At 33.7% G+C, this 23,779-nt stretch carries 28 protein-coding genes and 1 riboswitch; of the genes, 4 read left to right on the forward strand and 24 right to left on the reverse strand.

All coding sequences use genetic code 11. The features are described from left to right. Positions 1–373 precede the first annotated feature (373 nt). Positions 374–1,741 (reverse strand): UDP-N-acetylmuramoyl-tripeptide--D-alanyl-D-alanine ligase, encoded by a 1,368-nt coding sequence (locus QQM35_RS00095; protein WP_251518285.1) that lies wholly within the window; start codon positions 1,739–1,741, stop codon positions 374–376. Positions 1,742–1,753: 12 nt separating this feature from the next. After that, on the reverse strand, positions 1,754–2,824 hold the full coding sequence (locus QQM35_RS00100; RefSeq protein WP_251518284.1) for a D-alanine--D-alanine ligase: 1,071 nt from the start codon (positions 2,822–2,824) through the stop codon (positions 1,754–1,756). Positions 2,825–3,203: 379 nt separating this feature from the next. Here QQM35_RS00100 and QQM35_RS00105 point away from each other — a divergent pair, with 379 nt between their 5' ends. Further along, entirely contained in the window at positions 3,204–4,403 is a 1,200-nt protein-coding gene (locus tag QQM35_RS00105; protein WP_251518283.1) for an FtsW/RodA/SpoVE family cell cycle protein, read from the forward strand. A 174-nt stretch (positions 4,404–4,577) separates the two neighbouring features. Here the strand turns inward: QQM35_RS00105 and QQM35_RS00110 are convergent, their stop codons facing one another. The 3 genes from QQM35_RS00110 to csoR form a co-directional block, all read right to left on the reverse strand. Further along, positions 4,578–4,718, reverse strand: coding sequence for an Lmo0850 family protein (locus QQM35_RS00110; protein WP_251518282.1), 141 nt, complete (start codon positions 4,716–4,718; stop codon positions 4,578–4,580). Between the two features lie 168 nt (positions 4,719–4,886). Continuing rightward, positions 4,887–5,093: a putative copper chaperone CsoZ gene (gene csoZ / locus QQM35_RS00115; RefSeq protein WP_251518281.1), complete on the reverse strand. Its 207-nt coding sequence runs from the start codon at positions 5,091–5,093 to the stop codon at positions 4,887–4,889. 12 nt (positions 5,094–5,105) lie between these two features. Continuing rightward, positions 5,106–5,399 (reverse strand): copper-sensing transcriptional repressor CsoR, encoded by a 294-nt coding sequence (gene csoR / locus QQM35_RS00120; protein ID WP_251518279.1) that lies wholly within the window; start codon positions 5,397–5,399, stop codon positions 5,106–5,108. Positions 5,400–5,540: 141 nt separating this feature from the next. Between csoR and cls the strand changes: the two genes are divergently transcribed. Then, on the forward strand, positions 5,541–7,025 hold the full coding sequence (gene cls, locus QQM35_RS00125) for a cardiolipin synthase (protein WP_251518277.1): 1,485 nt from the start codon (positions 5,541–5,543) through the stop codon (positions 7,023–7,025). 47 nt (positions 7,026–7,072) lie between these two features. Beyond that, positions 7,073–7,720 carry an HD domain-containing protein gene (locus tag QQM35_RS00130; protein WP_251518275.1) on the forward strand — a complete coding sequence of 216 codons (648 nt, stop codon included), beginning with the start codon at positions 7,073–7,075 and terminating at the stop codon, positions 7,718–7,720. Between the two features lie 62 nt (positions 7,721–7,782). Here the strand turns inward: QQM35_RS00130 and yidC are convergent, their stop codons facing one another. The 7 genes from yidC to QQM35_RS00165 form a co-directional block, all read right to left on the reverse strand. Next, positions 7,783–8,643 (reverse strand): membrane protein insertase YidC, encoded by an 861-nt coding sequence (gene yidC / locus QQM35_RS00135; RefSeq protein WP_251518273.1) that lies wholly within the window; start codon positions 8,641–8,643, stop codon positions 7,783–7,785. A gap of 83 nt (positions 8,644–8,726) precedes the next feature. Beyond that, on the reverse strand, positions 8,727–9,368 hold the full coding sequence (thiE, locus tag QQM35_RS00140) for a thiamine phosphate synthase (RefSeq protein WP_342610401.1): 642 nt from the start codon (positions 9,366–9,368) through the stop codon (positions 8,727–8,729). A gap of 2 nt (positions 9,369–9,370) precedes the next feature. Continuing rightward, positions 9,371–10,168, reverse strand: a complete 798-nt coding sequence (thiM, locus tag QQM35_RS00145) for a hydroxyethylthiazole kinase (protein WP_251518269.1) — start codon at positions 10,166–10,168, stop codon at positions 9,371–9,373. Then, a complete protein-coding gene (gene thiD / locus QQM35_RS00150; RefSeq protein ID WP_251518268.1) occupies positions 10,158–10,979 on the reverse strand; it encodes a bifunctional hydroxymethylpyrimidine kinase/phosphomethylpyrimidine kinase in 822 nt (273 codons plus the stop codon). The genes thiM and thiD overlap by 11 nt, the downstream gene beginning before the upstream one ends. Further along, positions 10,972–11,661, reverse strand: a complete 690-nt coding sequence (gene tenA, locus QQM35_RS00155) for a thiaminase II (RefSeq protein ID WP_251518267.1) — start codon at positions 11,659–11,661, stop codon at positions 10,972–10,974. The genes thiD and tenA overlap by 8 nt, the downstream gene beginning before the upstream one ends. Before the next feature lie 70 nt (positions 11,662–11,731). Then, positions 11,732–11,833: riboswitch (TPP riboswitch) on the reverse strand. A 155-nt stretch (positions 11,834–11,988) separates the two neighbouring features. Continuing rightward, positions 11,989–12,681, reverse strand: a complete 693-nt coding sequence (locus tag QQM35_RS00160; RefSeq protein WP_342610402.1) for a transglycosylase family protein — start codon at positions 12,679–12,681, stop codon at positions 11,989–11,991. A 489-nt stretch (positions 12,682–13,170) separates the two neighbouring features. After that, positions 13,171–13,575 carry a single-stranded DNA-binding protein gene (locus QQM35_RS00165; RefSeq protein WP_342610403.1) on the reverse strand — a complete coding sequence of 135 codons (405 nt, stop codon included), beginning with the start codon at positions 13,573–13,575 and terminating at the stop codon, positions 13,171–13,173. A gap of 189 nt (positions 13,576–13,764) precedes the next feature. Here QQM35_RS00165 and QQM35_RS00170 point away from each other — a divergent pair, with 189 nt between their 5' ends. Next, the gene (locus QQM35_RS00170) at positions 13,765–14,211 is read left to right on the forward strand and encodes a YwpF-like family protein (protein ID WP_251518264.1); all 447 of its coding nucleotides are present in this window, start codon (positions 13,765–13,767) and stop codon (positions 14,209–14,211) included. Positions 14,212–14,429: 218 nt separating this feature from the next. On the opposite strand, the gene fabZ is transcribed toward QQM35_RS00170, so the two are convergent. From fabZ to QQM35_RS00230, 12 genes are all read right to left on the reverse strand, one after another. After that, the gene (fabZ, locus tag QQM35_RS00175; RefSeq protein WP_251518263.1) at positions 14,430–14,870 is read right to left on the reverse strand and encodes a 3-hydroxyacyl-ACP dehydratase FabZ; all 441 of its coding nucleotides are present in this window, start codon (positions 14,868–14,870) and stop codon (positions 14,430–14,432) included. A 64-nt stretch (positions 14,871–14,934) separates the two neighbouring features. Then, on the reverse strand, positions 14,935–16,200 hold the full coding sequence (gene murA / locus QQM35_RS00180; protein WP_251518262.1) for a UDP-N-acetylglucosamine 1-carboxyvinyltransferase: 1,266 nt from the start codon (positions 16,198–16,200) through the stop codon (positions 14,935–14,937). An 89-nt stretch (positions 16,201–16,289) separates the two neighbouring features. Beyond that, positions 16,290–16,523: a DUF1146 family protein gene (locus QQM35_RS00185; RefSeq protein WP_251518261.1), complete on the reverse strand. Its 234-nt coding sequence runs from the start codon at positions 16,521–16,523 to the stop codon at positions 16,290–16,292. Between the two features lie 362 nt (positions 16,524–16,885). Further along, on the reverse strand, positions 16,886–17,290 hold the full coding sequence (locus tag QQM35_RS00190) for a F0F1 ATP synthase subunit epsilon (protein ID WP_251518260.1): 405 nt from the start codon (positions 17,288–17,290) through the stop codon (positions 16,886–16,888). A 20-nt stretch (positions 17,291–17,310) separates the two neighbouring features. Continuing rightward, positions 17,311–18,723 (reverse strand): F0F1 ATP synthase subunit beta, encoded by a 1,413-nt coding sequence (gene atpD, locus QQM35_RS00195; RefSeq protein ID WP_251518259.1) that lies wholly within the window; start codon positions 18,721–18,723, stop codon positions 17,311–17,313. Positions 18,724–18,742: 19 nt separating this feature from the next. Then, positions 18,743–19,609, reverse strand: coding sequence for an ATP synthase F1 subunit gamma (gene atpG / locus QQM35_RS00200; RefSeq protein ID WP_251518257.1), 867 nt, complete (start codon positions 19,607–19,609; stop codon positions 18,743–18,745). A 34-nt stretch (positions 19,610–19,643) separates the two neighbouring features. Further along, positions 19,644–21,158 carry a F0F1 ATP synthase subunit alpha gene (gene atpA / locus QQM35_RS00205; protein ID WP_251518256.1) on the reverse strand — a complete coding sequence of 505 codons (1,515 nt, stop codon included), beginning with the start codon at positions 21,156–21,158 and terminating at the stop codon, positions 19,644–19,646. 20 nt (positions 21,159–21,178) lie between these two features. Beyond that, entirely contained in the window at positions 21,179–21,718 is a 540-nt protein-coding gene (locus QQM35_RS00210) for a F0F1 ATP synthase subunit delta (RefSeq protein WP_251518255.1), read from the reverse strand. Beyond that, positions 21,718–22,248 carry a F0F1 ATP synthase subunit B gene (locus QQM35_RS00215; protein ID WP_251518254.1) on the reverse strand — a complete coding sequence of 177 codons (531 nt, stop codon included), beginning with the start codon at positions 22,246–22,248 and terminating at the stop codon, positions 21,718–21,720. The genes QQM35_RS00210 and QQM35_RS00215 overlap by 1 nt, the downstream gene beginning before the upstream one ends. A 106-nt stretch (positions 22,249–22,354) precedes the next feature. Beyond that, positions 22,355–22,570 carry a F0F1 ATP synthase subunit C gene (gene atpE / locus QQM35_RS00220; RefSeq protein WP_251518253.1) on the reverse strand — a complete coding sequence of 72 codons (216 nt, stop codon included), beginning with the start codon at positions 22,568–22,570 and terminating at the stop codon, positions 22,355–22,357. 31 nt (positions 22,571–22,601) lie between these two features. Beyond that, a complete protein-coding gene (atpB, locus tag QQM35_RS00225; protein WP_251518252.1) occupies positions 22,602–23,324 on the reverse strand; it encodes a F0F1 ATP synthase subunit A in 723 nt (240 codons plus the stop codon). A 29-nt stretch (positions 23,325–23,353) separates the two neighbouring features. Then, complete coding sequence (locus QQM35_RS00230) at positions 23,354–23,704, reverse strand: ATP synthase subunit I (RefSeq protein WP_251518251.1); 351 nt, start codon at positions 23,702–23,704, stop codon at positions 23,354–23,356. Positions 23,705–23,779: the final 75 nt, after the last annotated feature.

The following is a 23,779-nucleotide window of genomic DNA, read 5'->3' on the forward strand; positions in this document are numbered from 1 at the left end:
TTTATCTGTATTACTATACATATTTATTCGTTTAAGTTTCTTCAACTTCTTAATAGTACCACCTCAAGTATATAATCGCAATAAACCAATTTCTAAATGAGATGTAATATCTACTTTCTAATTTAATTTAATAGAAATATAAAGCCTATTACAAAGACATTGAAAGCGTTTGTTTTTTATTAAATGAGCACTCATTATAATACTCAAAAAAATTGTGCAGAAGTTGTTTTAATTTAACAAATGACTTAATTTTTAATTGTAACCAGTGATCTGTTCAAAAATACTTAATATCAACTAAATTCAAAAAATCTCCTAATAAGGTAATCCTTATTAGGAGATGTAACCAATATTTGCCTGCGACATATTGATGGTACTACTTATTTGCTTCGATAATCGCTTCGACAACTTCTTCTAACTTCATACCTCTAGAACCTTTAACTAATATTTTATCACCTTGCGTCATATTATCTAAAATATGGTCAATTAGAAGTTGTTTATCTTCAAAATGTACAGCTTTATCAACGTGAGGTTGGCCTGTTTCATTGATAAACTTTGATTCATTGCCAAACGTATATAAATTCGCAATCGCCTTATCCTCTAAATAATCACCAACTGATTTATGCATTTCTTCACTAATACCACCAAGCTCTAATACATCAGCTAATATTATGGATTTACGTCCTCCCATATTAGATAATGTATCGATTGCTGCTTTCATACTAGTAGGACTTGCATTATAGGCGTCGTTGATAATGACCGTATTATCGTCTAAATGGTGTTGTTCCATGCGCATACCTGTGAGTTGCACATGTGAAATATTATGATAGATTGTTTCATAATCTAAGTTTAATTGCTCACCAATTGTAATTGCAATTGTCGCATTTTTCATGTTATGAGCTCCAAGTACTGGTAATTTGTACTGGTCAGTACCGTTAAATTTAAATTGAATGCCTTTATCTGTAACTTGTTCAAAATGACAAGTTTTCACATTCGAACTCTCTAAACCAATACTTATACAATCGACATGATTAAGTTGTTCGACATGTGGCTTTAATAGTGGTTCATCTCCATCGTAAATGAACAAGCCACCATCTATCAGTCCTTTAGTAATTTCTGATTTAGCTTGCGCAATCCCTTCTCTAGATCCTAAATCTTGCATATGTGATTCACCAATATTAGTGATGACAGCTATATCCGGGTGCGCTATATTTGATAATAATTCAATTTCACCAAACCCTGACATACCCATTTCTAAAATGGAAATTTCGGTATCTTGATCTAATTCCAATATCGTTAATGGTAAACCAATTTCGTTGTTGTAATTACCTTGTGTCTTCTTCACTTTATAATGTGATTTTAACACGCTTTCAATCATATCTTTTGTCGTTGTTTTACCATTTGAACCAGTAACTGCAATGACCTTGGGACCAACGAATTTTAAGTAGGCCTTTGCTAATTGTTGTAAAGCTTCTAACGTATCGTCAACCCAAATAATTGGACCTTCTACATTTCCATCAAGTTGAACATCTTTTTGATAAAATGCAGCACCTGCACCATCTTTAAGTGCTTGCGCCACGAACTTATGTCCATCGACATTTTCACCTTTAAAAGGAATAAATAAATTTTGACTTTCAATAACTCGAGAATCTATAGAAACACCTTTAACCGTAGTGTTCAAATGTTGCTCATCGATTTCACAAGAGATCCATTCCTTGATTTTTCCTAAAGTTACTTCAATCATTATTTATTCGCCTCAATCAATATTGTATTTGTTCTTTTTCTTTTCTTCGTGCTTTTCTTTTGCTAAATCAATCAATTTAGTAATTAAATCAGCATATGAAAGTCCCATATTTTCCCATAAACTTGGATACATACTATAAGCAGTAAAGCCAGGCATAGCATTCGTTTCGTTAATGAATATTTGATTATCATCAGTCACAAAGAAGTCAGCACGTAACAATCCTGCACAGTCCGTTGCTTTAAATGCTTCAACTGCCATATTTCTTAACGTCATCTTAACTTCTTCATCAAGATCAGCAGGAATATCTAATCTAATCTTGCCATCTTTGTATTTCGCTTTATAGTCATAGAAAGCCACGTCTTTTACTACTTCGCCAGGCCACGTCGTTTCTGGATAATCGTTACCTAAGACCGCAACTTCAATTTCTCTAGCGTTAATACCTTGTTCAATAACTAATTTACGGTCAAATTGGAAGGCTTCTTCAATACCAGATTTTAATTCTTCCTCGTTGCTACATTTACTAATTCCTACACTTGAACCTAAATTAGCAGGTTTAACGAATACTGGATATTCTAATTTATCGTATACAAGTTTTAATATATTATTTTCATACTTTCTGTATTCACTTCTTAAGAAACTAACATACGGTAATTGTGGTAATCCTCTATGTTCAAATAATTGTTTCATCACAAGTTTATCCATTGAACTTGAAGCAGCTAATACACCATTTCCAACATATGGAATATCTAATACTTCAAATAGACCTTGAATTGTACCATCTTCACCGTTCGGACCATGTAATAATGGAAATACTGCACTATATGGTTGCCCTGAACTGCCTACTTTAAGCAATTGCGAGATTTCCCCCGCTTCTACATCGCTTAATCGTAAGTCATCAATATTTTCTATTTCAGATGTAATATTATCTTGTTTTTTCCAGTCGCCATCATTCGTAATGTATATGATATCAACTTGATATTGTTCTTTATCGATTGCGTTAAGAACATTTTGAGCAGTTAATATAGAAACATCGTGTTCTGCGCTTTTACCACCATATACAATACATATATTTTCCTTAGTCATATATTTTCCTCCATCTACCATTCTTAAGGTATATCATACCATGATTATATACTCTTATGCATTTGTTTAGGGGTTCATTTAAGTGCTAACTTTAATTTTTTCATATAGATTAAAATGATTATAAATAAAATAAGTAAGCGAGTCGTTATTTAATTTGTGTTAATCTCATTACTACTTATTTATATTTTCATTATTAAAATAACTTATGATAGTGACAATCTTTTTTTGAAATTTATGTATGGTGGTTTATATTCAAAATGTATTTTTTAATCGAATTTGTAAAAGAGATACCCTCTTTCTAGCAAAATGATGTAAAATTCGATAAACTCAATGTATAATACATATTTATAGAGATTCTAGCATTTTAAAGGAGTAAGAAATGAACAGTTTACGTCAATTAAAGAATAACCCCTGGTTTAGACGGATAGACTGGAAATTAGTCGCTATCCTTGCACTTTTAGCAATTATCAGTATCACTATAATAAGTTCGGCAATGGGCGGCGGACAATATAGCGCTAACTTCAGTATTAGACAAATACTTTATTATATTTTCGGTGGTATAATTGCTGGATTAATCATGCTTATTTCACCGAAAAAGTTATTCCGACATACATATACACTTTACATTATTTTATGTGTAGCGTTATTAATTTTAGTTATCATACCACCAAACCCATTGATGCCTGTCATCAACGGTGCACAAAGTTGGTTTAAAGCAGGTCCAATTAGTATACAACCTTCAGAATTTATGAAGATTATACTCATATTGGCATTAGCAAAATTAATTTCTAATCATAATCGATTTACCTTTAAACCATCAATTAGAACGGACTTCAAATTATTCTTTAAAATTTGTGGTCTATCTATAATTCCAATGATACTCATTCTATTACAAAATGACTTAGGTACAACTTTAGTAATTTGTGCAATCATTGCTGGGATGTTAATTGTAAGTGGTATTACGTGGAGAATATTAGCTCCGTTATTTATCTTTGTAATAGTAGCAGGCGCTAGTATTATTTTATCGATTATTTTTAAATCAACGATTTTCGAAAAGCTATTAGGTATTCAAACATATCAACTAGGTCGTATTAACTCATGGCTTGATCCATATACATTTAGTAGTGGCGATGGTTATCATCTAACAGAATCACTTAAAGCAATCGGTTCAGGTCAGTTATTCGGTAAAGGATTTAATCATGGTGAAGTTTATATACCTGAAAATCATACCGACTTCATTTTCTCAGTAATTGGAGAAGAATTTGGTTTTATCGGTGCAGTCGTTTTACTACTTATTTATTTAATACTAATCATACATTTAATAAGATTAGCAACTAAATTAGAAAGCCTATATGCGAAACTATTTATAATTGGATTTATTTCATTGATACTATTCCATGTTTTACAAAATATAGGTATGACGATTCAATTGTTACCGATTACGGGTATACCATTACCATTTATTAGTTATGGTGGTAGTGCTTTATGGAGCTTAATGTTTGGTGTCGGTATATTGCTATCTATTTACTATCACCAACCTAAAAAGAAATATCACCAACAAGAAGAAGAAAATGCATAATCTTTAAACAAAAGAGAGCTATTCCAGATTTTGGAATGGCTCTCTTTTTATAAAATAGAACTATACTGTTTTATTTTGAACATATTCAAATAACTTCAAACGACATAACTTATGTATTTTTGGCAGAAAAAAACGATGTGAACACGTGTCCTCATCGCTTTCTTGGTAATAAGACTATTTCAACTGGTTAGCGGCTTTCACATTAGTTGATAAAGAATGCATAACATCTAATCTTGATTTAGTTTTCTTTATGTTAACCCCTAATGATGATAATAGTTGAACTACATTTTGAATCTTTTCATTTTCTTTAGTCATATTATCACCCCTAACTTCTTTCTTACTACCATATTACCTTATTTAGTAGCCAATTACCATACAATATTTAAAATTTTAAATATATTGTCATAATGTCAAAATATTATCTTAAAACATACTTTACATACAATATTTGCACATTATTAATTTCAAATGTGTACAATTACATCAATTAATAATTTCAAATCCTAAATCATATACTTCTTTTTCTAAATTATTTAAACTTGCAGGTGTTTCAAATTCGATGTCGATCTGTCCACTCCTTTGATTAATACAGACCTTTTGCACTCCATCTATTGTAAATAATCGTTGCTCAAGTTTATGTTGTTGTTCTTCATTAGTTAAGTTAGAAACATAAATCGTCTCAAATTCCACTATTGCTCGCTCCTAGTCTTTCATTAATTTTTGAAATGTTACTAATAACTCTTCCATCGCTTCTTCCTCTTCGCCATGGTTCACTTTATCCATAATACAGCCTTTCATATGATGTTCCAATAATCTTGTTGCAACGCTGTTTAATGCAGAGCGTGTTGCTCTAATTTGAGTAAGTACATCATCACAATATACATCTTCAGATATCATTCTATTAATCGCACGAACTTGCCCTTCTATGCGGTTTAATCGTGAAGTTAAATTCGCTTTAGTTTGTTCTGAATGATGCGCTTTATGAATTTCAGTCATTTAAGGTTGCCTCCCTTTAGAATTCATCAACATAATATACCTATCCCCCCTATCAGTCAAGTGATAAAAAGTGTTCTACATGTTACAATAATTGGGACTTTTATATTTTTTAACACTTGATTTAAGTGTATGGAGGTACATATGGTAGATATTTTCGCAATGTTGTATAGTCACACCAACATCATCATCAACGTTATTTTAATTGGTGCCTTTTTATTAAATGTTATCTTTGCTTTTACAATTATATTTATGGAAAGGCGATCTGCCAGTTCGATTTGGGCATGGATATTAGTACTATTTCTGTTACCCATACTAGGATTTGTAATCTACTTGTTATTTGGTAGACAAATTCAACGTCAACAAATCTTTAAGATAGACAGAGAAGATCAAATCGGTATAGAAATGATCGTCAATGAACAAATGGAAGCCTTAAAAAATGATGATTTTTCAAAAGGAAACCATCAAATTGTTAAGTATAAAGATATGGTACAAATGTTGTTATATAACAATGCAGCGTTCTTAACAACCGATAATGAAATTAAAGTGTTTACAGACGGTGCTGACAAATTTGAATCTTTAATAGACGATATTTATGCAGCTAAAGATTACATACACATTCAATATTATATTTTCAGAAATGACCAACTCAGCAACCGTATCTTAACCGCTTTAGAACACAAGCTTGACGAAGGTTTAGAAGTGAGAATGCTTTATGATGATATGGGATCTAGAACGTTAAAGTTTAAGGATTTTAAGAACTTCCGAAAGAAAAATGGTCATTTTGAATCGTTTTTCCCATCTAAATTACCGCTTATCAACTTAAGAATGAATAATAGAAACCATAGAAAGGTTGTTATTATTGATGGACATATTGGTTACGTGGGTGGCTTTAATGTAGGTGAAGAATATCTCGGATTAAAGAAAAAGTTTGGTTATTGGCGGGATACACATTTACGTATAGTTGGTGATGCTGTTAACGCATTACAATTACGTTTTATGTTGGATTGGAACTCTCAATCTTCTCGTGAAGATATTAAATATGAAGATCGTTACTTCCCTGATGTTAAGTCTGGCGGTACGAAGGGTGTTCAGATTGCCTCTAGTGGACCAGATGAAACTTGGGAACAAATTAAATACGGTTATTTAAAAATGATTGCTTCAGCTAAGCAATCCATCTATATTCAAACGCCATATTTTATTCCTGACCAAGCATTCTTAGATGCAGTGAAAATAGCTGCACTCGGTGGCGTAGAAGTCAACATTATGATTCCTAATAAACCAGATCACCCATTTGTCTTCTGGGCTACTTATAAAAACGTCGCTTCATTGTTAGATGCGGGAGTAAATATATTTCATTATGATAATGGATTCTTACATTCAAAAACAGTCGTTATAGATGATGAATTGGCGAGCGTCGGAACTGCAAATATGGATCACCGTAGTTTCACTTTAAACTTTGAAGTAAATGCCTTTATATATGATACGGAAATTGCACAACAACTTAAGCGCGCTTTCCAAGATGATTTAAAAGTGTCACATCGTTTAACGAAAGAACTTTATGAAAAACGCAGTAACTGGATTAAATTTAAAGAAGGTATTTCTCAATTATTATCCCCTATATTATAAGTAAATAGATGTATAGAACATTTGTTAAATGCAAAGGAGTTACATTAATGAACTCACAAAACATTATCTTTAACGCAACACATTATATGAAACAATGTCATAAACATGATACAAGCGGACATGATGTTGCACATGTGCAACGTGTAGTGAAAATTGCACTACATATTGCTGAACAAGAACAACAAGGTGACCGATTGGTAATTCAATTAGCTGCCTTACTTCACGATACTGTCGATAGCAAGTTAACTGATGTCACAGATGCAACTGTGAAACTACAACAATTTTTAAAGCAACAAAAGCTTAGCCAAAGTCAGCAATCAGAGATTATGTTTATCATTAATAACATGAGTTATAACAACGGCGCAAATAATCATGTTGAATTACCTATTGAAGGACAAATCGTGAGAGATGCTGATAGACTAGATGCTTTGGGCGCAATTGGTATTGCACGTACGTTTCAATTTGCAGGTCATTTTAATGAGCCTATGTGGGTCGAATCAGAGGCAAATCATCCTCTATTAGATGTAGAAATTGATAAGCAAGACACACCTCCCTCAGCAATCAAACATTTTTATGAAAAATTGTTTAAACTCAAATCATTAATGCATACAAAAACAGGTAAAAAAATGGCTGAGGAACGTCATGATTATATGAAAAGATTTGTTACTCAATTTTTTAATGAATGGTACTTTTAACTGTATCGATAATTTAAAAGAGCGAGGCTTTGAATTTCAAAGCCTCGCTCTTTATTTATACATTATTTCTTTTTCTTCTTATTAGAAACGACTTGTGTGTTGCCGCCTTTTTTATTAGTTTTTTCTTTGTTCATTTTTGCAAGCATAGGTTCAACTTCTTTTTTAGCTAATTTAGAATAATACATATTAGCAACTTCAGTTTGTACAACTAAGAACGCCGCACTGACTGACCAATATAAACCTAATGCAGAAACTGAACTTAGGGATACGAAGATAATCATAATTGGGGAAATAACCATCATCATGTAACCCATTTGTTTTTGTTCTTCAGGCATAGATCTTGATGATACGTAAGCCTGTAAAAAGTATAGCACACCCGCGATTATTGTAATCAAGATGTCTGGTTTAGCTAAGTTAAACCATAAGAAGTGTGGGTGATGAGAAAAACCTGCAAGATTTGATTTCAATGCAAAGTATAATCCCATGATAATAGGCATTTGAATAAGTACTGGTAAACAACCTAACATACTCTTCATAGGATTCATATCATATTTTTTGTAAACTTCCATGAGTTCTTGGTTCGCTGCCATTTTATCTTCCTGAGTACGCGCACGTTTAACTTTTTCTTGTACTTCATTTACCTCAGGTTTGGCAACTTTCATTTTTTCACGCATCATATGACTATTTTTATAGTTTGATAACATGAATGGTAATAAAACTAAACGAATCGCTAAAACTAAGACAATTATTGCAAGACCGTAATCATTATTAAAACTTGAGCCTAACCAATGAATCAACTTACTCATTGGATCGACGAAAGTATTAAAGAAAAATCCGTCTCTATTTTCTGGTTTAGAATAATCACAACCAGATAATAAAACCATTACACCTAACAATAAAGGTAATAACGTTTTCTTTTTCATTTTTCCACCTCTAACCTTTTATTCACATAAATAACATTCTATCATATAAGGCTTAGAGTGAAAATTAAAAAAAGCAATTTCTACTATTGTTCAACAGATTGTAATAAATGTTGCACAGTTTCACTGATGTTTTCACTTTTAGCTATAACAGATATAACCGATAAACCATCTGCCCCAGCTTCAACAATTTCATTAGCATTATTTACATCAATGCCACCGATTGCAACGATTGGCAAATCATTCACATATTGTCTTAGGGTTGGAATCATTTCTGGCCCTACTGGATGGTTCGCATCATCTTTGGAACGCGTCGCATACATCGGTCCTACGCCAATATAATCAACATTCGTTAAATCCGAATTATGATATTCTTCCACGTTACCTACGCTTAAGCCTATGATTTTATCTTTAAATTGAGATGCTACATCACTTATGGCTACGTCATCTTGTCCAAGATGAATACCGTCAGCATTAATTTGTTTAGCTAAAGTTACATCATCATTTACGATGAATGGCACATGATACTCTTTGCAAAGTTTAAATAACTCTGTAGCAAGTAATGCTTTTTCGTCACCTACACGAGCACCAGGACCTTTTTCTCTAAATTGAAACATCGTAATCCCGGCTTCTAAAGCTTCTCTTACAACCTCATGTATTGTAACACCATCAGGGATGTCTTGACTTCCACAAATAAAGTAAACCTTTAAATCAGATTTGTGAAACATATTTACACCTCTTGGACTTGATGATGTGTTAAATAGTCATCATAAGTGATTAATGATAAATAGTTGATTAATTCTACTGCAAATGTACCTGGGCCTTTATTTTGTGAAATATTGTCTGCTTGTTCCGCTGCAATATTATATATTGATACTGCTTCGATAAGTGCATTTATCGATAACTGAGAAAGTTGAGTTTGATCTACAAAGCTCGCTACTACAGCGCCTAATAAACAACCAGCGCCTGTAACCTTTGCTAATAGAGGAGAACCGTTATTTAGTTTAACAATTTGACCATTATGAGCAATAACATCTGTTTTTCCAGTAATAATAATGGCACACTTTAACTGCTCATGTGCTGATTTTGCAATATTAACAACATCTAATGAGTGATCACCTTCAGTACCTTTCATCTTTGTTTCACTATCAATTAAAGTTAATACCTCGGAACTATTTCCTTTAACGACGCTAACTTCAACTTCCTCTAAAAAACGCTTACAGAAGTCTTTTCGATATTGAGATGCGCCAACTGCAACCGGGTCAAATACGATAGGTGTTCCAACTTTATTCGCTGTTTGACCAATTTTAATGATATCCATTTCTTGATCTTTCGTTAATGTACCAATGTTAATAAGCAAAGTTTGCGCAACTTGTAACATATCTTCTGCTTCTTCAGGCGCTTCACTCATTGCAGGGCTTGCTCCTAGACTTAACAAACCATTTGCAGTGAAGTTTTTTACTACATCATTGGTATAACAAATCACTAATGGATTTTGAGTTCTTAACTGTTCTAAATTATTCGTCATCTAAGCCGACCTCTTTCATGTACGCAAAGTGATTCACTGGCCCTCTTCCTTGGCCTATTTCTGGTGTATGTTTAATACTTAAAGAAATGAATTTTTTCGCTTTTTGAACCGCTTCATAAATAGATTTACCTTTAGCAAGTTCAGCAGTTATGACAGCTGAGAAAGTACACCCTGTACCGTGTGTATGTTTTGTATCATAACGTGGCTCTTCGAATGTATACACATCATTTTGCGTAAAAAGATAATCTTTTGCATTCTGTTTATCTTCTGAATGGCCGCCTTTGATAACGACCCCTTTGCTGCCTATTTCATTGATAAAAACTTTTCCTGCTTGATAAATAGACTGTTCATCATTAATAGTTAAACCAGTAATTTCTTCTGCTTCAGGTAAATTTGGCGTTGCTACCATTGCATAAGGAAGTAATATATTTTGTAAATCTGCTTTAGCGTCATCTTCCATTAATGAATCTCCACTTTTTGCAAGCATAACTGGATCAATCACGTAAGGTAAATCAGGATATTTCTTTAAATAATCACGAATTAATTCCATCATGGGTTTGGATGCAATCATCCCTGTTTTAATCGCTTGAGGTAATTCATCATCAAATATACTCTCCATTTGTTCTGCCAACCAACTTTGATCAAAGTTGTGAATGTGTTGTACACCTTTCGTGTTTTGAGCAACAATACTTGTAATAGCAGCCATTCCATAGACACCACATGCATGGAATGATTTTAAATCTGCCATAACACCAGCACCGCCTGTAGGATCAGTGCCTGCAATAGTCAGTGCTATTTTAGGTTTATTCATGTGCATCTCCTCCAAATGACCACGCTTCTTCATTATATGACATTGCAAAGAAATTGCGTTCATGCACAGTACTTTGTAAGAAACATTCTTTAATTTCTTGTTTTTCATCTTCTGTACAATGTTCAGTTAATTTATTCATTAATTCATCAAATACTTCAACTAATTCGTCCATTTCAGTACTGTAAAATTCAAACCATTTTTTCAGACCAGATTGTTGATTTAAAGCATCATCTTTTAATGCTTGTTTAGCAATAACTTGGTAAACATATGGGCAAGGTGCCATTGCTGCAATCGTAAATGCTGCGTTTTCTTTAGCAAAGGCATTGAAATACATATGTTTAATATAATGATCGCCGCTTGGTGGCCAAACTTTTTCTTGTACTATTTCTTCATATGGTTCACCGACGTAATCTGCTAATATTTCATGCGCTTCTACTTCTCCACCCACTATGAATTGGATTTGTTCCACTAAAAATTTCACATCGTCTAATGATGATAACTTTGGAATAATTAATGCGTAGATATTCGCAAACTCTTTTAAATAAGAAGCGTCTGCTCTTAAATAAAATTTTGTAGCTGCTTTAGGTAATTCGCCGTGTAACATATCTTGAATAAAAGGGTCATTATAAATATCGTTGATAATTGGTTGCGAATCTTTTTTTAATTCTTCAGAAAATAACAAGTTGAATCCTCCTCAATAAAAAAACTACATTCAACGTAAGAATGTAGTTAATAATAGTTAATATCAATCGACTATAATGAAACTACTTCCCTACGTTGGTTTTAACCAAATCAGGTTTAAGGGTTTGAACACTATAATTCATCTCAGCCTATAGGCACCCCTAGTAGATTTTCTATAATATTTTGTTAAATTAACCATAACAAAACCACTATTCATTTGCAAAAGAACGGTTTGTTGAGCTATCTAAAAGTATTACATAATAAAAAAGAGTGAATACCGAATTCGGTATCCACTCTTCTTATATATTCATTTATATGAAAATTTATATTATGCAGTTACCCATTGTGAAGGACCAACAGTGTTGTATAATTTCATAGCTGCAGCGTCTTGTACTGATTCAGGAGCGTTTGCTGGTGATACACCTTTGTATTGAGCTGGTGCTACTGAATCCCAAGTGCTTTGTAAGAATTGATATTTACCTGCTGCACCTGATGAAGGGTTGATTGCGTGGATGTTACCACGTGATTCGCGTTGAGCGATTTGTTGTAAATGACTGTTTACATGTACTGAAGAACCAGTTGAAGCTGATTCGTTTGTTGTTTTTTGAGCTGGTTGAGCTTGTTTAGTTGTTGTTTGTTTTGGTTGTTGAGTTGCTTTTGTTTGTGGAGCAGCTTCTTGTTTTACAGCTGGTTTAGCAACTGATTTATGAGAAACTTGTTTAGTTTGAGTTTGGTTGTTTGAACCTTGATCACCATTTACGTACCAGTTAGAGCCGTATTTCCATGACCAGTAAGTACCATTTGATTCGAAATCATAGTGTAATTTGTCATATTTGAAGTTATAGTTATAAGCACCTGAATGTACTGGGTGTTCATTTAAATACTCTGGATTATGTTGAGCTTTGTTAGCTAAGTCTGCTTTATTGATATTTTGTTCTGCAGCATCTGCTGAATGTCCTGCTACTGCGCCAGTTACGCCTAAGCCTAATGCTAAAGTTGAAGTGATAACTGTTTTTTTCATTTCAATAAATCCTCCTATAAGATAATTAATTGTTTGATTAATTTGCTAAATACAATGTAACATCTTAAATCACCTTGTAGGTTACAGCCAAATGAAAATAACAGCTTTATTTTTACATATAGATTACATGTACTTTTACAATAATTAGTGCTAATAATTTCTTTATCGTTTGCTATGTTCAAATTTTACTGACAATTCTATCAATTGGTGCATGTAATACCTTTGTAAAATATCTGATTATTCTGTTTTTATTAACCATAAATTTACCTTTAATTTGCAATGACAGTATTTTATAAGTTTAAAAGTTTTAAATCTCTAGTAATTTCCATCATTTTATGTATGACATTTTGATAACAAATCTATCCTTCGATAGCTGGGGGAGGTCTAAAGAAGGATAGTATGTTTAAGAAGTATAATTGATAGTAGGAAATAAATGTGTATTAATTTAATAATGAACAACATAGATAAGTATTAAAATTAGGGGGAGTTTTAAATGATTTCGTACAAGTCACTGTCTTGTATCGTGTCTTCGAGGATTTCTTGATTATCTTTTGTAGTGTGGGGTTCGATTTCATCCTTGTGCTTTGAAGTTAAAAACTTAATTGTTTCAACGTATAACTCGGAAATAAAATGTGTTTGATCGTCTTTAACGTATTTTCTTGATTGCATTTGACCAGTTATTGCGACAAGCGATCCTTGATTGACATACTTAACAATGTTCTGAGCTACCTTGCCAAAAGATTTACAATAAATAAAACCAACTATGTTATTTTGATTTCTATCCTTATAATTCCTTTCGACAGCTACACAAAATGTTGTTAAATAGGTTTCCTCTTTTTCGAACAACTTTGGGTCTTTCGTCAATCGTCCGACGATAACGATATTATTAATCATGTGTCACCTCCTTGTAAATACATCATAGTTATTTTACAAAATGAGGTCAAAATACAATAAACAACTTTTTATTAGTAATATTCTAACAATATTTTACATTTAATTTCTTCTAAGGTAATAATTGCGTTATAATAAGTCTATAATTGAAGATATAGTAAAATTTAAAATTTTTATTTGGATGTGAAAACGATGAAAACATTTAAAGCAGTTCGATTTCAAATTGTTTCAGAAAATGGTGGCGTAACAGAATATGAAATCGATGATGGTGTAATTATAAATAAAGAAAGTAGCGGCACAGGTTGGCTATTAGAAATCGTTATTTCTGACTTCCATTTAGAAACAATGCAACAATATATGGATGATGAAACTTTATTAGATATCCGTGTTGTCATTACACGACCAGCCAATGACCCAGCTTTATTCGATGCAACGATTAAACATATTACTCAATTAGAGCGTGCCATTTCTGTCGTTTTTGAATGTCATATCTATACATTAAGACAAGTTTATGCAGAAAGCTTACTTGAACAACTTATAGACGATGGTTTAACTGGAGATGAGTTGAAGAAGACATTCAACCGAATGATGCAATCTAAACCAAGATTGAAAGATGAAAAACTAGAAAAGAATGAATGATTCGTTTTCTTGATAATATTCACAAATTACAAAGATAATGTATTTTATATTAAACTATACTCTACCCAAAATATCAGCGATTGTAGGAAAATTTCGTCCAACAATCGCTGTTTTTTTATAGTCAATTATTAATAAAAAAATAAAAGATGAACCGAAATTAAAAATTTCCGGTTCACCCTAATATACAATGCATATTTAAATTAAGTATGAGTTTATTCTTACTTATTGTCTTGTATTGCAAATGTTAATTCACAACTACATGCAAGTTGACCATCGACAGTTGCTTTAGCGCTACCTTTACCGATTGGTCCTTTCATTTTAGTAATTTCTACTTCTAAGTATAACGTATCACCAGGTGTTACTTGTTTTTTAAATCGGCATTTATCAATACCAGCAAATAAAGCAATTTTACCTTTATTTGCTTCGTTATTAAGCATTGCAACAGCACCTGTTTGTGCCAATGCTTCTGTAATTAATACACCAGGCATTACAGCGTATTCAGGAAAATGACCTTGGAAAAATGGTTCATTACCAGAAACTTGTTTAATTGCAGCACAACGTTGCCCTTCTTCATACTCAACGACACGATCAATTAATAAAAAAGGCTGTCTATGAGGAATAATTTCTTTTATTTGGTTATAGTCAAAAATCGTCTCCATTGATATAAACCTCCGAAAATATAATATAGTAATTGTTTTACCACTTACGTTACTATCATATCATTTAGTCGTTAATTCGTTTAATATCTGCACCTAATGCCTTTAATTTTCCGTGTAAATCAACATACCCTCTATCTAAATGTTTCAATTCAGTAACTTGAGTCGTTCCTTCAGCTACTAGTCCAGCTAAAATTAATGCTGCGGCAGCACGTAAATCTGTTGCTTTTACTTGTGCACCTTGTAGTTCGCTTTTTCCTTCAATCTTTGCACTTCTGCCTTCTACAGTAATTTGTGCATTCATTCTTTTAAATTCTGCCACGTGCATAAATCTATTTTCAAACACTGTTTCAGTTACAACTTTATGTCCTTCTGCAGTTAATAATAGTGCCATCATCTGTGATTGCATATCTGTTGGGAAACCTGGATGAGGTAGTGTTTTAACGTCTACTGGCTTTAAGGCACCTTCTGCACTTACACGAATGGCATCGTCTTCATAGTCCAATTGTACGCCCATTTCTTCTAATTTATAAATTAAACTTGTCATGTGTTCTTTAATTGCACCATTAACAAGAATGTCACCACGTGTTATAGCACCAGCAATGAGTAAAGTCCCTGCTTCGATTCTATCAGGGATAATTGAATGTTCTACACCGTGTAATGTTTCTACACCTTGAATTGTTATCGTATCAGTACCTGCACCAGAAATATTACCGCCCATTTCATTGATATAGTTAGCTAAATCAACAATTTCAGGTTCGCGTGCAACATTTTCAATGACTGATTTACCTTCAGCCAATGAAGCAGCCATTATAATGTTTTGAGTTGCACCTACGCTTGGAAAATCTAAATGGATTGTAGTACCTTTAAGACCATCTTTCGTACTTGCATAAATAAATCCATTTTCCATATGGAGTTCTGCACCTAATTCTTCAAAACCTTTAATATGTTGTTCAATTGGACGTGAACCTATTGCACAACCACCTGGGAGCGCAACTTTTGCGTGACCTAAACGTGCTAATAGTGGCCCCATCACAAGAATACTAGCTCTCATCTTACTCACATATTCATATGGTGCTTCTTCATTTAAATCTTTCGTAGCATCAACAGTTACAGTTTCTTCTTCTTTATTATAAGAAACTTCTGCATTTAGAGTTGAAATAACATTATTAATTGTTTCAACATCACTTAAAGCTGGTACATTCTTTAAAGTACTTACACCTTCAGAAGCTAATAAAGATGCAGTTAATACTGGTAATACTGCATTTTTCGCACCAGAAACTTTAACTTCGCCCGTCAATCTATTTCCACCATTAATTTCAATCTTATCCATCTTAAATCCTCCACTTTACTACTTTAAATATTTCATTTCACTTCAAAATCATTATATCTATAACTATAAAAAATATACAATAATATGAATTAGTTTGTTAAAAACTTAATTTGAGTTGAAAACTCTAATAAGTCAACAATAAAATTACTGACTCCAGTTCCCAATAAAATCGCTAAAAATATCATACACACTTGTACTTGCAATGCGAAACCATTTTTAAATATTTTGTCTAATCTAATCGCATTTAATGCCCAATAAGCAATACAAATACAAACCACATGTAATATGAGATGAACAATTGAAAATTGTCCCATGTATTCCATTTAACATACACCTCACTATTCACATTTATATATTTTACAACAATTTGCATTTAATTGATACTCGGTTATTGATATTGTAAATGCGTTTCAGTGTATTTTGCTATTTATCATTTCTATATCTCTACGTGTAATGTTTAAATATGTCGTGTTTAACTTATATTGTTTAACTGAGTATTAAACTATCATTTTAATAGTTATAATTTTATTTTTCAACTTATAAATAAACACATTTAAAAAAAGCGTGGTTTCTATGGAAACCACGCTTTTTATTAATTTGTGGGGAACTTCATTATAATTATAAACGTCTAATTATCACAACTCTAAGTTGTATAATATATGCGTTTTTTATATTTTCCCACTAACTATTGTAGATTTGCAACACGAATACGGTTATTCGCGCGTTCTAATGCACGTTTGGCTCTATTAACGTCAGTGTCATCAGACTCATTATTTAGGTGAGACTCTGCTCTAGACTTAGCTAATTCTGCTCTAGCTACGTCTATTTCGTTAGCAGGCTCAGCAGTTTGTACAATAATTGATAACTTTTCTTGTCTGACTTCAACAAAACCTTCACTCACTGCAATATATTCTGAACCGCCGTCAAAATTTATTTTCGCAAAGCCAATTTCTAGCGCTGCAACTGTAGGAATGTGTCCATACATAACACCGATGTCACCGGCAGTCGTTTGTAATACTGCTAGTTCAACATCATCTCGGTCGTAAACAGAACCATTAGGAGTGACAATATCCAGGCTTAATGTACTCATTATCCATACCTCCTAATTTATTAAACTTCAACACCCATGTCTTTAGCTTTTGCAATTACATCTTCCATGCCACCTGCAAGTCGGAATGCATCTTCAGGAATGTGATCGTATTTGCCTTCTAAGATGTCTTTGAAGTCTTCTACAGTTTTCTTAACTGGCACGTAAGAACCCTTTTGACCAGTAAATTGTTCAGCTACGTGGAAGTTTTGAGATAAGAAGAATTGAATACGACGCGCTCTTTCAACTGTTTGCTTATCTTCTTCTGAAAGTTCATCCATACCAAGAATTGCAATGATATCTTGTAATTCTCTGTATTTTTGTAATGTAGCCTGAACTTGACGTGCTACTTCATAATGCTCTTGACCAACAATAGCAGGTTCAAGTGCACGTGATGTAGAAGCAAGTGGATCTACCGCTGGGTAAATACCCATTTCTGATAACTTACGCTCTAAGTTTGTTGTCGCATCTAAGTGAGCGAAAGCTGTAGCTGGCGCTGGGTCAGTATAGTCATCGGCAGGTACGAATACTGCTTGGATTGAAGTTACAGAACCTTTAGTTGTAGACGTGATTCGTTCTTGTAATTGACCCATTTCAGTAGCTAGTGTTGGTTGATAACCAACGGCTGAAGGCATACGACCAAGTAAAGCTGAAACCTCAGAACCTGCTTGAGTAAATCTGAAGATATTATCAATGAATAATAATACGTCTTGGCCTTGCTCATCACGGAAGTACTCTGCCATAGTTAAACCAGATAATGCTACACGCATACGTGCGCCAGGTGGCTCGTTCATTTGACCGAAGACCATAGCAGTTTTCTTGATTACACCACTGTCGCTCATTTCATAGTAAAGGTCGTTACCTTCACGTGTACGTTCACCAACACCGGCGAACACTGAAATACCGCCGTGCTCTTGAGCGATGTTGTTAATTAATTCTTGAATTAAAACTGTTTTCCCTACTCCGGCACCACCGAAGAGTCCGATTTTACCACCTTTAATATAAGGTGCTAATAAATCGACAACTTTGATTCCTGTTTCTAATATTTCAACGTTTGTTGAAAGTTCGTCGAATGCAGGAGCTTCTCTATGAATTGGATCGCGACGAGCTGATTCATCAATCTTCTCATCTAAATCAATTGAATCTCCAAGTACGTTAAATACTCTTCCTAAAGTAGCATCACCAACTGGTACTGTAATACTTTGACCACTATCTTTAACTTCTGTACCACGTTTGACACCATCAGTTGAATCCATAGCAATCGTACGTACTACGTCATCGCCAAGTTGTAACGCCACTTCTAATGTTAAAGATACTGTTTCGTCGTCTCGTTCAACATCTAGCAATAAGGCATTGTTAATTTCTGGCACTTCATTGTGTTCGAAACGAACATCAATGACTGGACCCATAACTTGTGTTACACGGCCTAATCCCATGCTGTTTCCTCCTTTAATTTTATTCAAGTGCAGCTGAACCACCGACAATTTCAGTGATCTGTTGCGTGATTGCTGCTTGTCTAGCTCGGTTATATTCTAGTGATAAATCATCAATAAGTTCTGTCGCATTATCAGAAGCATTTTTCATTGCTGTCATACGTGTTGCATGTTCACTGGCTTTAGCATCTAAGATCGTTCCATAGATTAAGCTCTCTACATATTGAGGTAAAATAACACTCAATATAGATTCTTTATCTGGTTCAAATTCATATGATGACATTTGACCATGACCAGTACTTGAATCTTCTGGAGATAATGGAAGGACTGTTTTTATTGATGGTCTATGTTCTAGTACGGTAACAAAGTGACTAAAGTATATTTTCATTTCATCGACTTCTTCGTCACTATATAAGTCTATTGCTTTTTTCGCTATAGCTTGTATTTCTTTGAACGAAGGCTGATCCGGTATTTCAACTAAAGATTGATGAATATTGTATCCTTTGTTTTTTAGGAAATCCACACCTACTTGGCCTAACACTAAGATTGAATATTCATCCGGGCTATCATGCCTTTCTTCGATGTCTTTTACTAAACGTTTTAAGACGTTGGCATTATACGCACCTGCTAAACCTTTATCACTTGTAATAACTAAGTATCCGCTCTTTTTCACTTCACGTTGTTGTAGCATTGGATGATTTGAATTTTTGTCTGCACCGGCAACTGCTGTAATAGCGTCTTGCATTTTTTCCATATAAGGTGTAAATTGCTTTGTATTTTCTTCAGCACGGCGTAGTTTTGAACTGGATACCATGTTCATTGCTTTTGTAATCTGTTTCATTTTCTTAGTTGACTTTATACGCGTATCAATCTCTTTAAGAGATGCCATTATCTCACCACCTTTTTATTTACTGTTAACATCCTTATGCTTGATCAGATTTGCTAAAACCTTTTTTGAACTCAGAAATTGCTGCATCAAATTTATCATCACTTGGTAGTTTTCCTGATGTTCTGATTTCTTCTAATAAATCAGTAGCATTTGCTTTAGCCCAATGGTTTAATTCGTCTTCGAAACGAATGATATCTTCAACTGGGATGTCATCTAAATAACCTTTTGTTAATGCGTATATGATTAACACTTGGCTTTCAACTGGTAGTGGTTTATTTTGATCTTGTTTTAAGATTTCAACAGTACGTTTACCACGTTCTAACTTTTGAGCTGTAAACTCGTCTAGATCTGAACCAAACTGAGCGAATGATTCAAGTTCACGATATGAGGCAAGGTCTAAACGTAAAGTACCTGCAACCTTTTTCATCGCTTTAATTTGTGCTGAACCACCAACACGAGATACAGATTGTCCAGCATTAATCGCTGGTCTTACACCTGAGAAGAATAAATCAGATTGTAAGAAGATTTGTCCATCTGTAATTGAGATTACGTTAGTTGGTACGTATGCAGAAATGTCGCCTGCTTGCGTTTCGATAATTGGTAATGCAGTGATTGAACCGCCACCTAAATCATCGTTTAACTTAGCAGCTCTCTCTAATAGTCTACTATGTAAGTAGAAGACATCACCTGGGAAGGCTTCACGGCCTGGTGGTCTACGTAGTAAAAGTGAAAGTTCACGATAAGCTGATGCTTGTTTTGTTAAGTCATCATAAACTACTAATACGTGTTTACCATTGAACATAAATTCTTCACCCATTGATACACCTGCATATGGTGCAATATAAAGCATTGGTGAAGGGTCTGCAGCAGAAGCGTTAACGATAATTGTGTAATCTAAAGCGCCTGCTTGACGTAATTTTTCAACGTTTGCACGAACTGTTGAGTCTTTTTGACCAATCGCTACGTAGATACAAATAGTATCTTGATCTTTTTGGTTTAAGATTGTATCAATAGCTACTGTTGTTTTACCTGTTTGACGGTCACCGATGATTAACTCACGTTGACCACGTCCGATAGGTACTAATGCATCAATCGCTTTGATACCTGTTTGTAATGGTTCGTCAACTGATTTACGATCCATAACGCCTGTTGCTTTTTTCTCGATTGGACGTGTTTTACTTGTTTCGATTGGACCTTGTCCATCAATTGGTTGACCTAGAGGGTTAACTACACGACCGATTAACTCGTCACCAACTGGTACTTCCATAATACGGCCTGTACGTTTAACTTCGTCCCCTTCTTTAATATCACTGTATGGGCCTAAAATAACAACACCCACATTTGATTCTTCTAAATTTTGTGCTAAACCTAGAACGCCGCTTTTAAATTCTACTAATTCTCCTGCCATAACATCGTTTAATCCGTGGATTAATGCGATGCCATCACCAATTTGGAGAACAGTACCAACATCAGTTACTGATATTTCAGACTCATAATTTTCTATTTGTGAGCGTAATAAAGCACTGATTTCTTCAGCTTTAATGGCCATCAATGTCACTCCTTCATTTATTATTTCACTCTAGTAAATTTTTTCTCTAGTTGCGCAAGATCATTTTGAAGACTTGCATCCATAACTTTTGTTCCTACTTTGACACGGATACCACCGATTAGGTCTGGATTTATCTCATTAGTTATCATAACTTTTGAAAGTTGTGTACGTTGTTGTATTAACGTTGCAATACGTGATAAATCATCTTCAGATAGCTCATAAACAGACTCAACAATGGCATAATCTTGATTGTGGTGTTCATTTAGAAGAATTTCATATTCTTTGAAAATAGCATGTGTATATGACAAGTGTCTGTTTTCAGCAAGCACTTTTAACATGTTTCTCAAATACGTATTCGCTTGACCAAATGCTACCGTTACAATCTGTAAACGTTGTTGAGTATCTCTTTGAGGATCTTGATCTAATTCTGTTAATTTCGCTGTTTCTTCTTGTACTACTTGATCAATGATTGAAAATTCATCGTACACGACATCCAGTTGATCCACATCTAAGGCAGTATCAAATAATGCTTTAGCATATTTTTTTGAAATATTAGCCATTATTTATCGCCTGCCTCTTTAATGTACTTTTCAACTAATGCTTTTTGATCTTTTTCAGAAATTTCTTTGCGTAATACTTTAGATGCAATTAACACAGAAAGTTCTGATACTTGGTTGTTAATGTCAGAAATTGCACGTTCTTTTTGACTGTTGATTTCATTTTGTGCTGTTTCAATCATACCATTCGCTCTGATGTTCGCTTCGTGAATGATTTCTTCGTGTTGTTGACGTGCTTGAATTTTAGATTCCTCTATAATTCTGTGAACCTCTTCTTGTGTTTCTTTTAGTGTTTGTTTGTTTTGTTCTTCTAGTTTTTGTGCATTGATTTTAGCTTGTTCCGCGTCATCAATATCTTTATTGATGTCACGTTCACGCTTATCCATGACTTCTTTTAATGGTGCCCAAGCAAATTTCTTTAATAATAAAAGTAAAATGATAAACGTCGCTAATGTAACTATGGTAGTTCCCCATTCTACACCGTGGTGAGAACCAGAAGCCCCAAGTACAAACATATTTGTCGTAGCAGTCACTTAAATTGACACTCCTTTCATCCAATATAATCGTAACTCTAATAAAAATGAATGGCGAAAGCCTGTAATGGCTTCGCCTTTCTCGTCATTCGTCTTTGGAACAGAATTATTTCATGAACATTACGATGAATGAAATTACAAGACCAAGGATTGGAAGTGCCTCAACTAAACCGATACCGATGAACATAATTGACATTAATTGACCACGTGCTTCTGGTTGACGTGCTACACCTTCTACTGTTCTAGATACGATAAGACCGTTACCAATACCTGCTCCTAGTGCTGATAAGCCGATTGCGATTGCTGCTGCGATTAAATTCATTTATAAATCCTCCTAGTTTTTTTTCTTTATTTTAATGGTCGTCCTGAACTTTATGGGACATATACACCATTGATAACATTATGAAAATGTAAGCTTGGATAGCACCGATGAAGATTGAGAATGCTTGCCATGCCAGTAATCCTGGAATACCAATAATCCAACCCCATGCCCATTGGTGTACTACAAGCCCTGAAAGTAATGTGAGTAATAACTCTCCGGCATAAATATTACCGTACAAACGTAGTCCTAAAGTCAACGTAGATGTGAATTCTTCGAAGATGTTAATTGGCATTAAGAAAATTGGTTTCGTGTAATTACCAAAGTACTTTTTCGTACCGCGCATCTTAATACCGTAATAATGTGTAAGTAATATAATTAAAACGGAAAGTGTCAATGTGACTGTTGGATCTGCCGTTGGTGATTTCCACCATAAAGTGTTCCCTGTCACGATTGAGAATGGTAAGCCTAGCATGTTACTGACAAATAAGAAAAGGATTAATGTCACTGCTAAGAAGTGGAAATGTCCACCTTTAGACCATGCCATGTTACTTTCAATTATCCCTCTTACAAAATCAAAAACCCATTCTATAAAGTTCTGTTTACCAGTTGGACGTTTTTGAAGATTACGTGTGCATATAATAGCGATAACAAAAACAATAATCGATGTAATAATCAACATCATGATAGATGATAGATTAAAAACAATATCTATGCCAAAAACCTTCCAACTAGCAAGAGGGCTCTCATGTTGCATATAATCTCACCTCTTTCATATAAAATTTTTTAATACTTTCTTATAAATGGTTTGACAATCAACAAGATATAAGAAAGAGATAGTCCCACCATAACACCAAATATATTGATTACGTCTCTGAACATGACCCAGATGCAACAAGCTAGTATCACTGTAAGATATCTCCAAATGTTGCCTGTTGAAATATGTATATTATCTTTCTCTTTAGCTTTTGCTAAAAAATACTCGAAAGTAAAAGTGATAATCATTGAACCAACTGTTCCAATTAAAAGACCTAATACAAATGGTGAATATGTGAAAAAATACACAATAACAAGTAAAATAATACCGTATATGTAATACTGTATATATTGATTGAAAATGATGTTGAAACGTTTCATTTTTGTGCCTCTTTCCGACTTTGCAGTTCTTAAATGTAAACCATTTCAATCATACATTTTTAATAATAATATAGG

The organism is Staphylococcus hsinchuensis (assembly GCF_038789205.1).
Taxonomy (GTDB): domain Bacteria; phylum Bacillota; class Bacilli; order Staphylococcales; family Staphylococcaceae; genus Staphylococcus; species Staphylococcus hsinchuensis.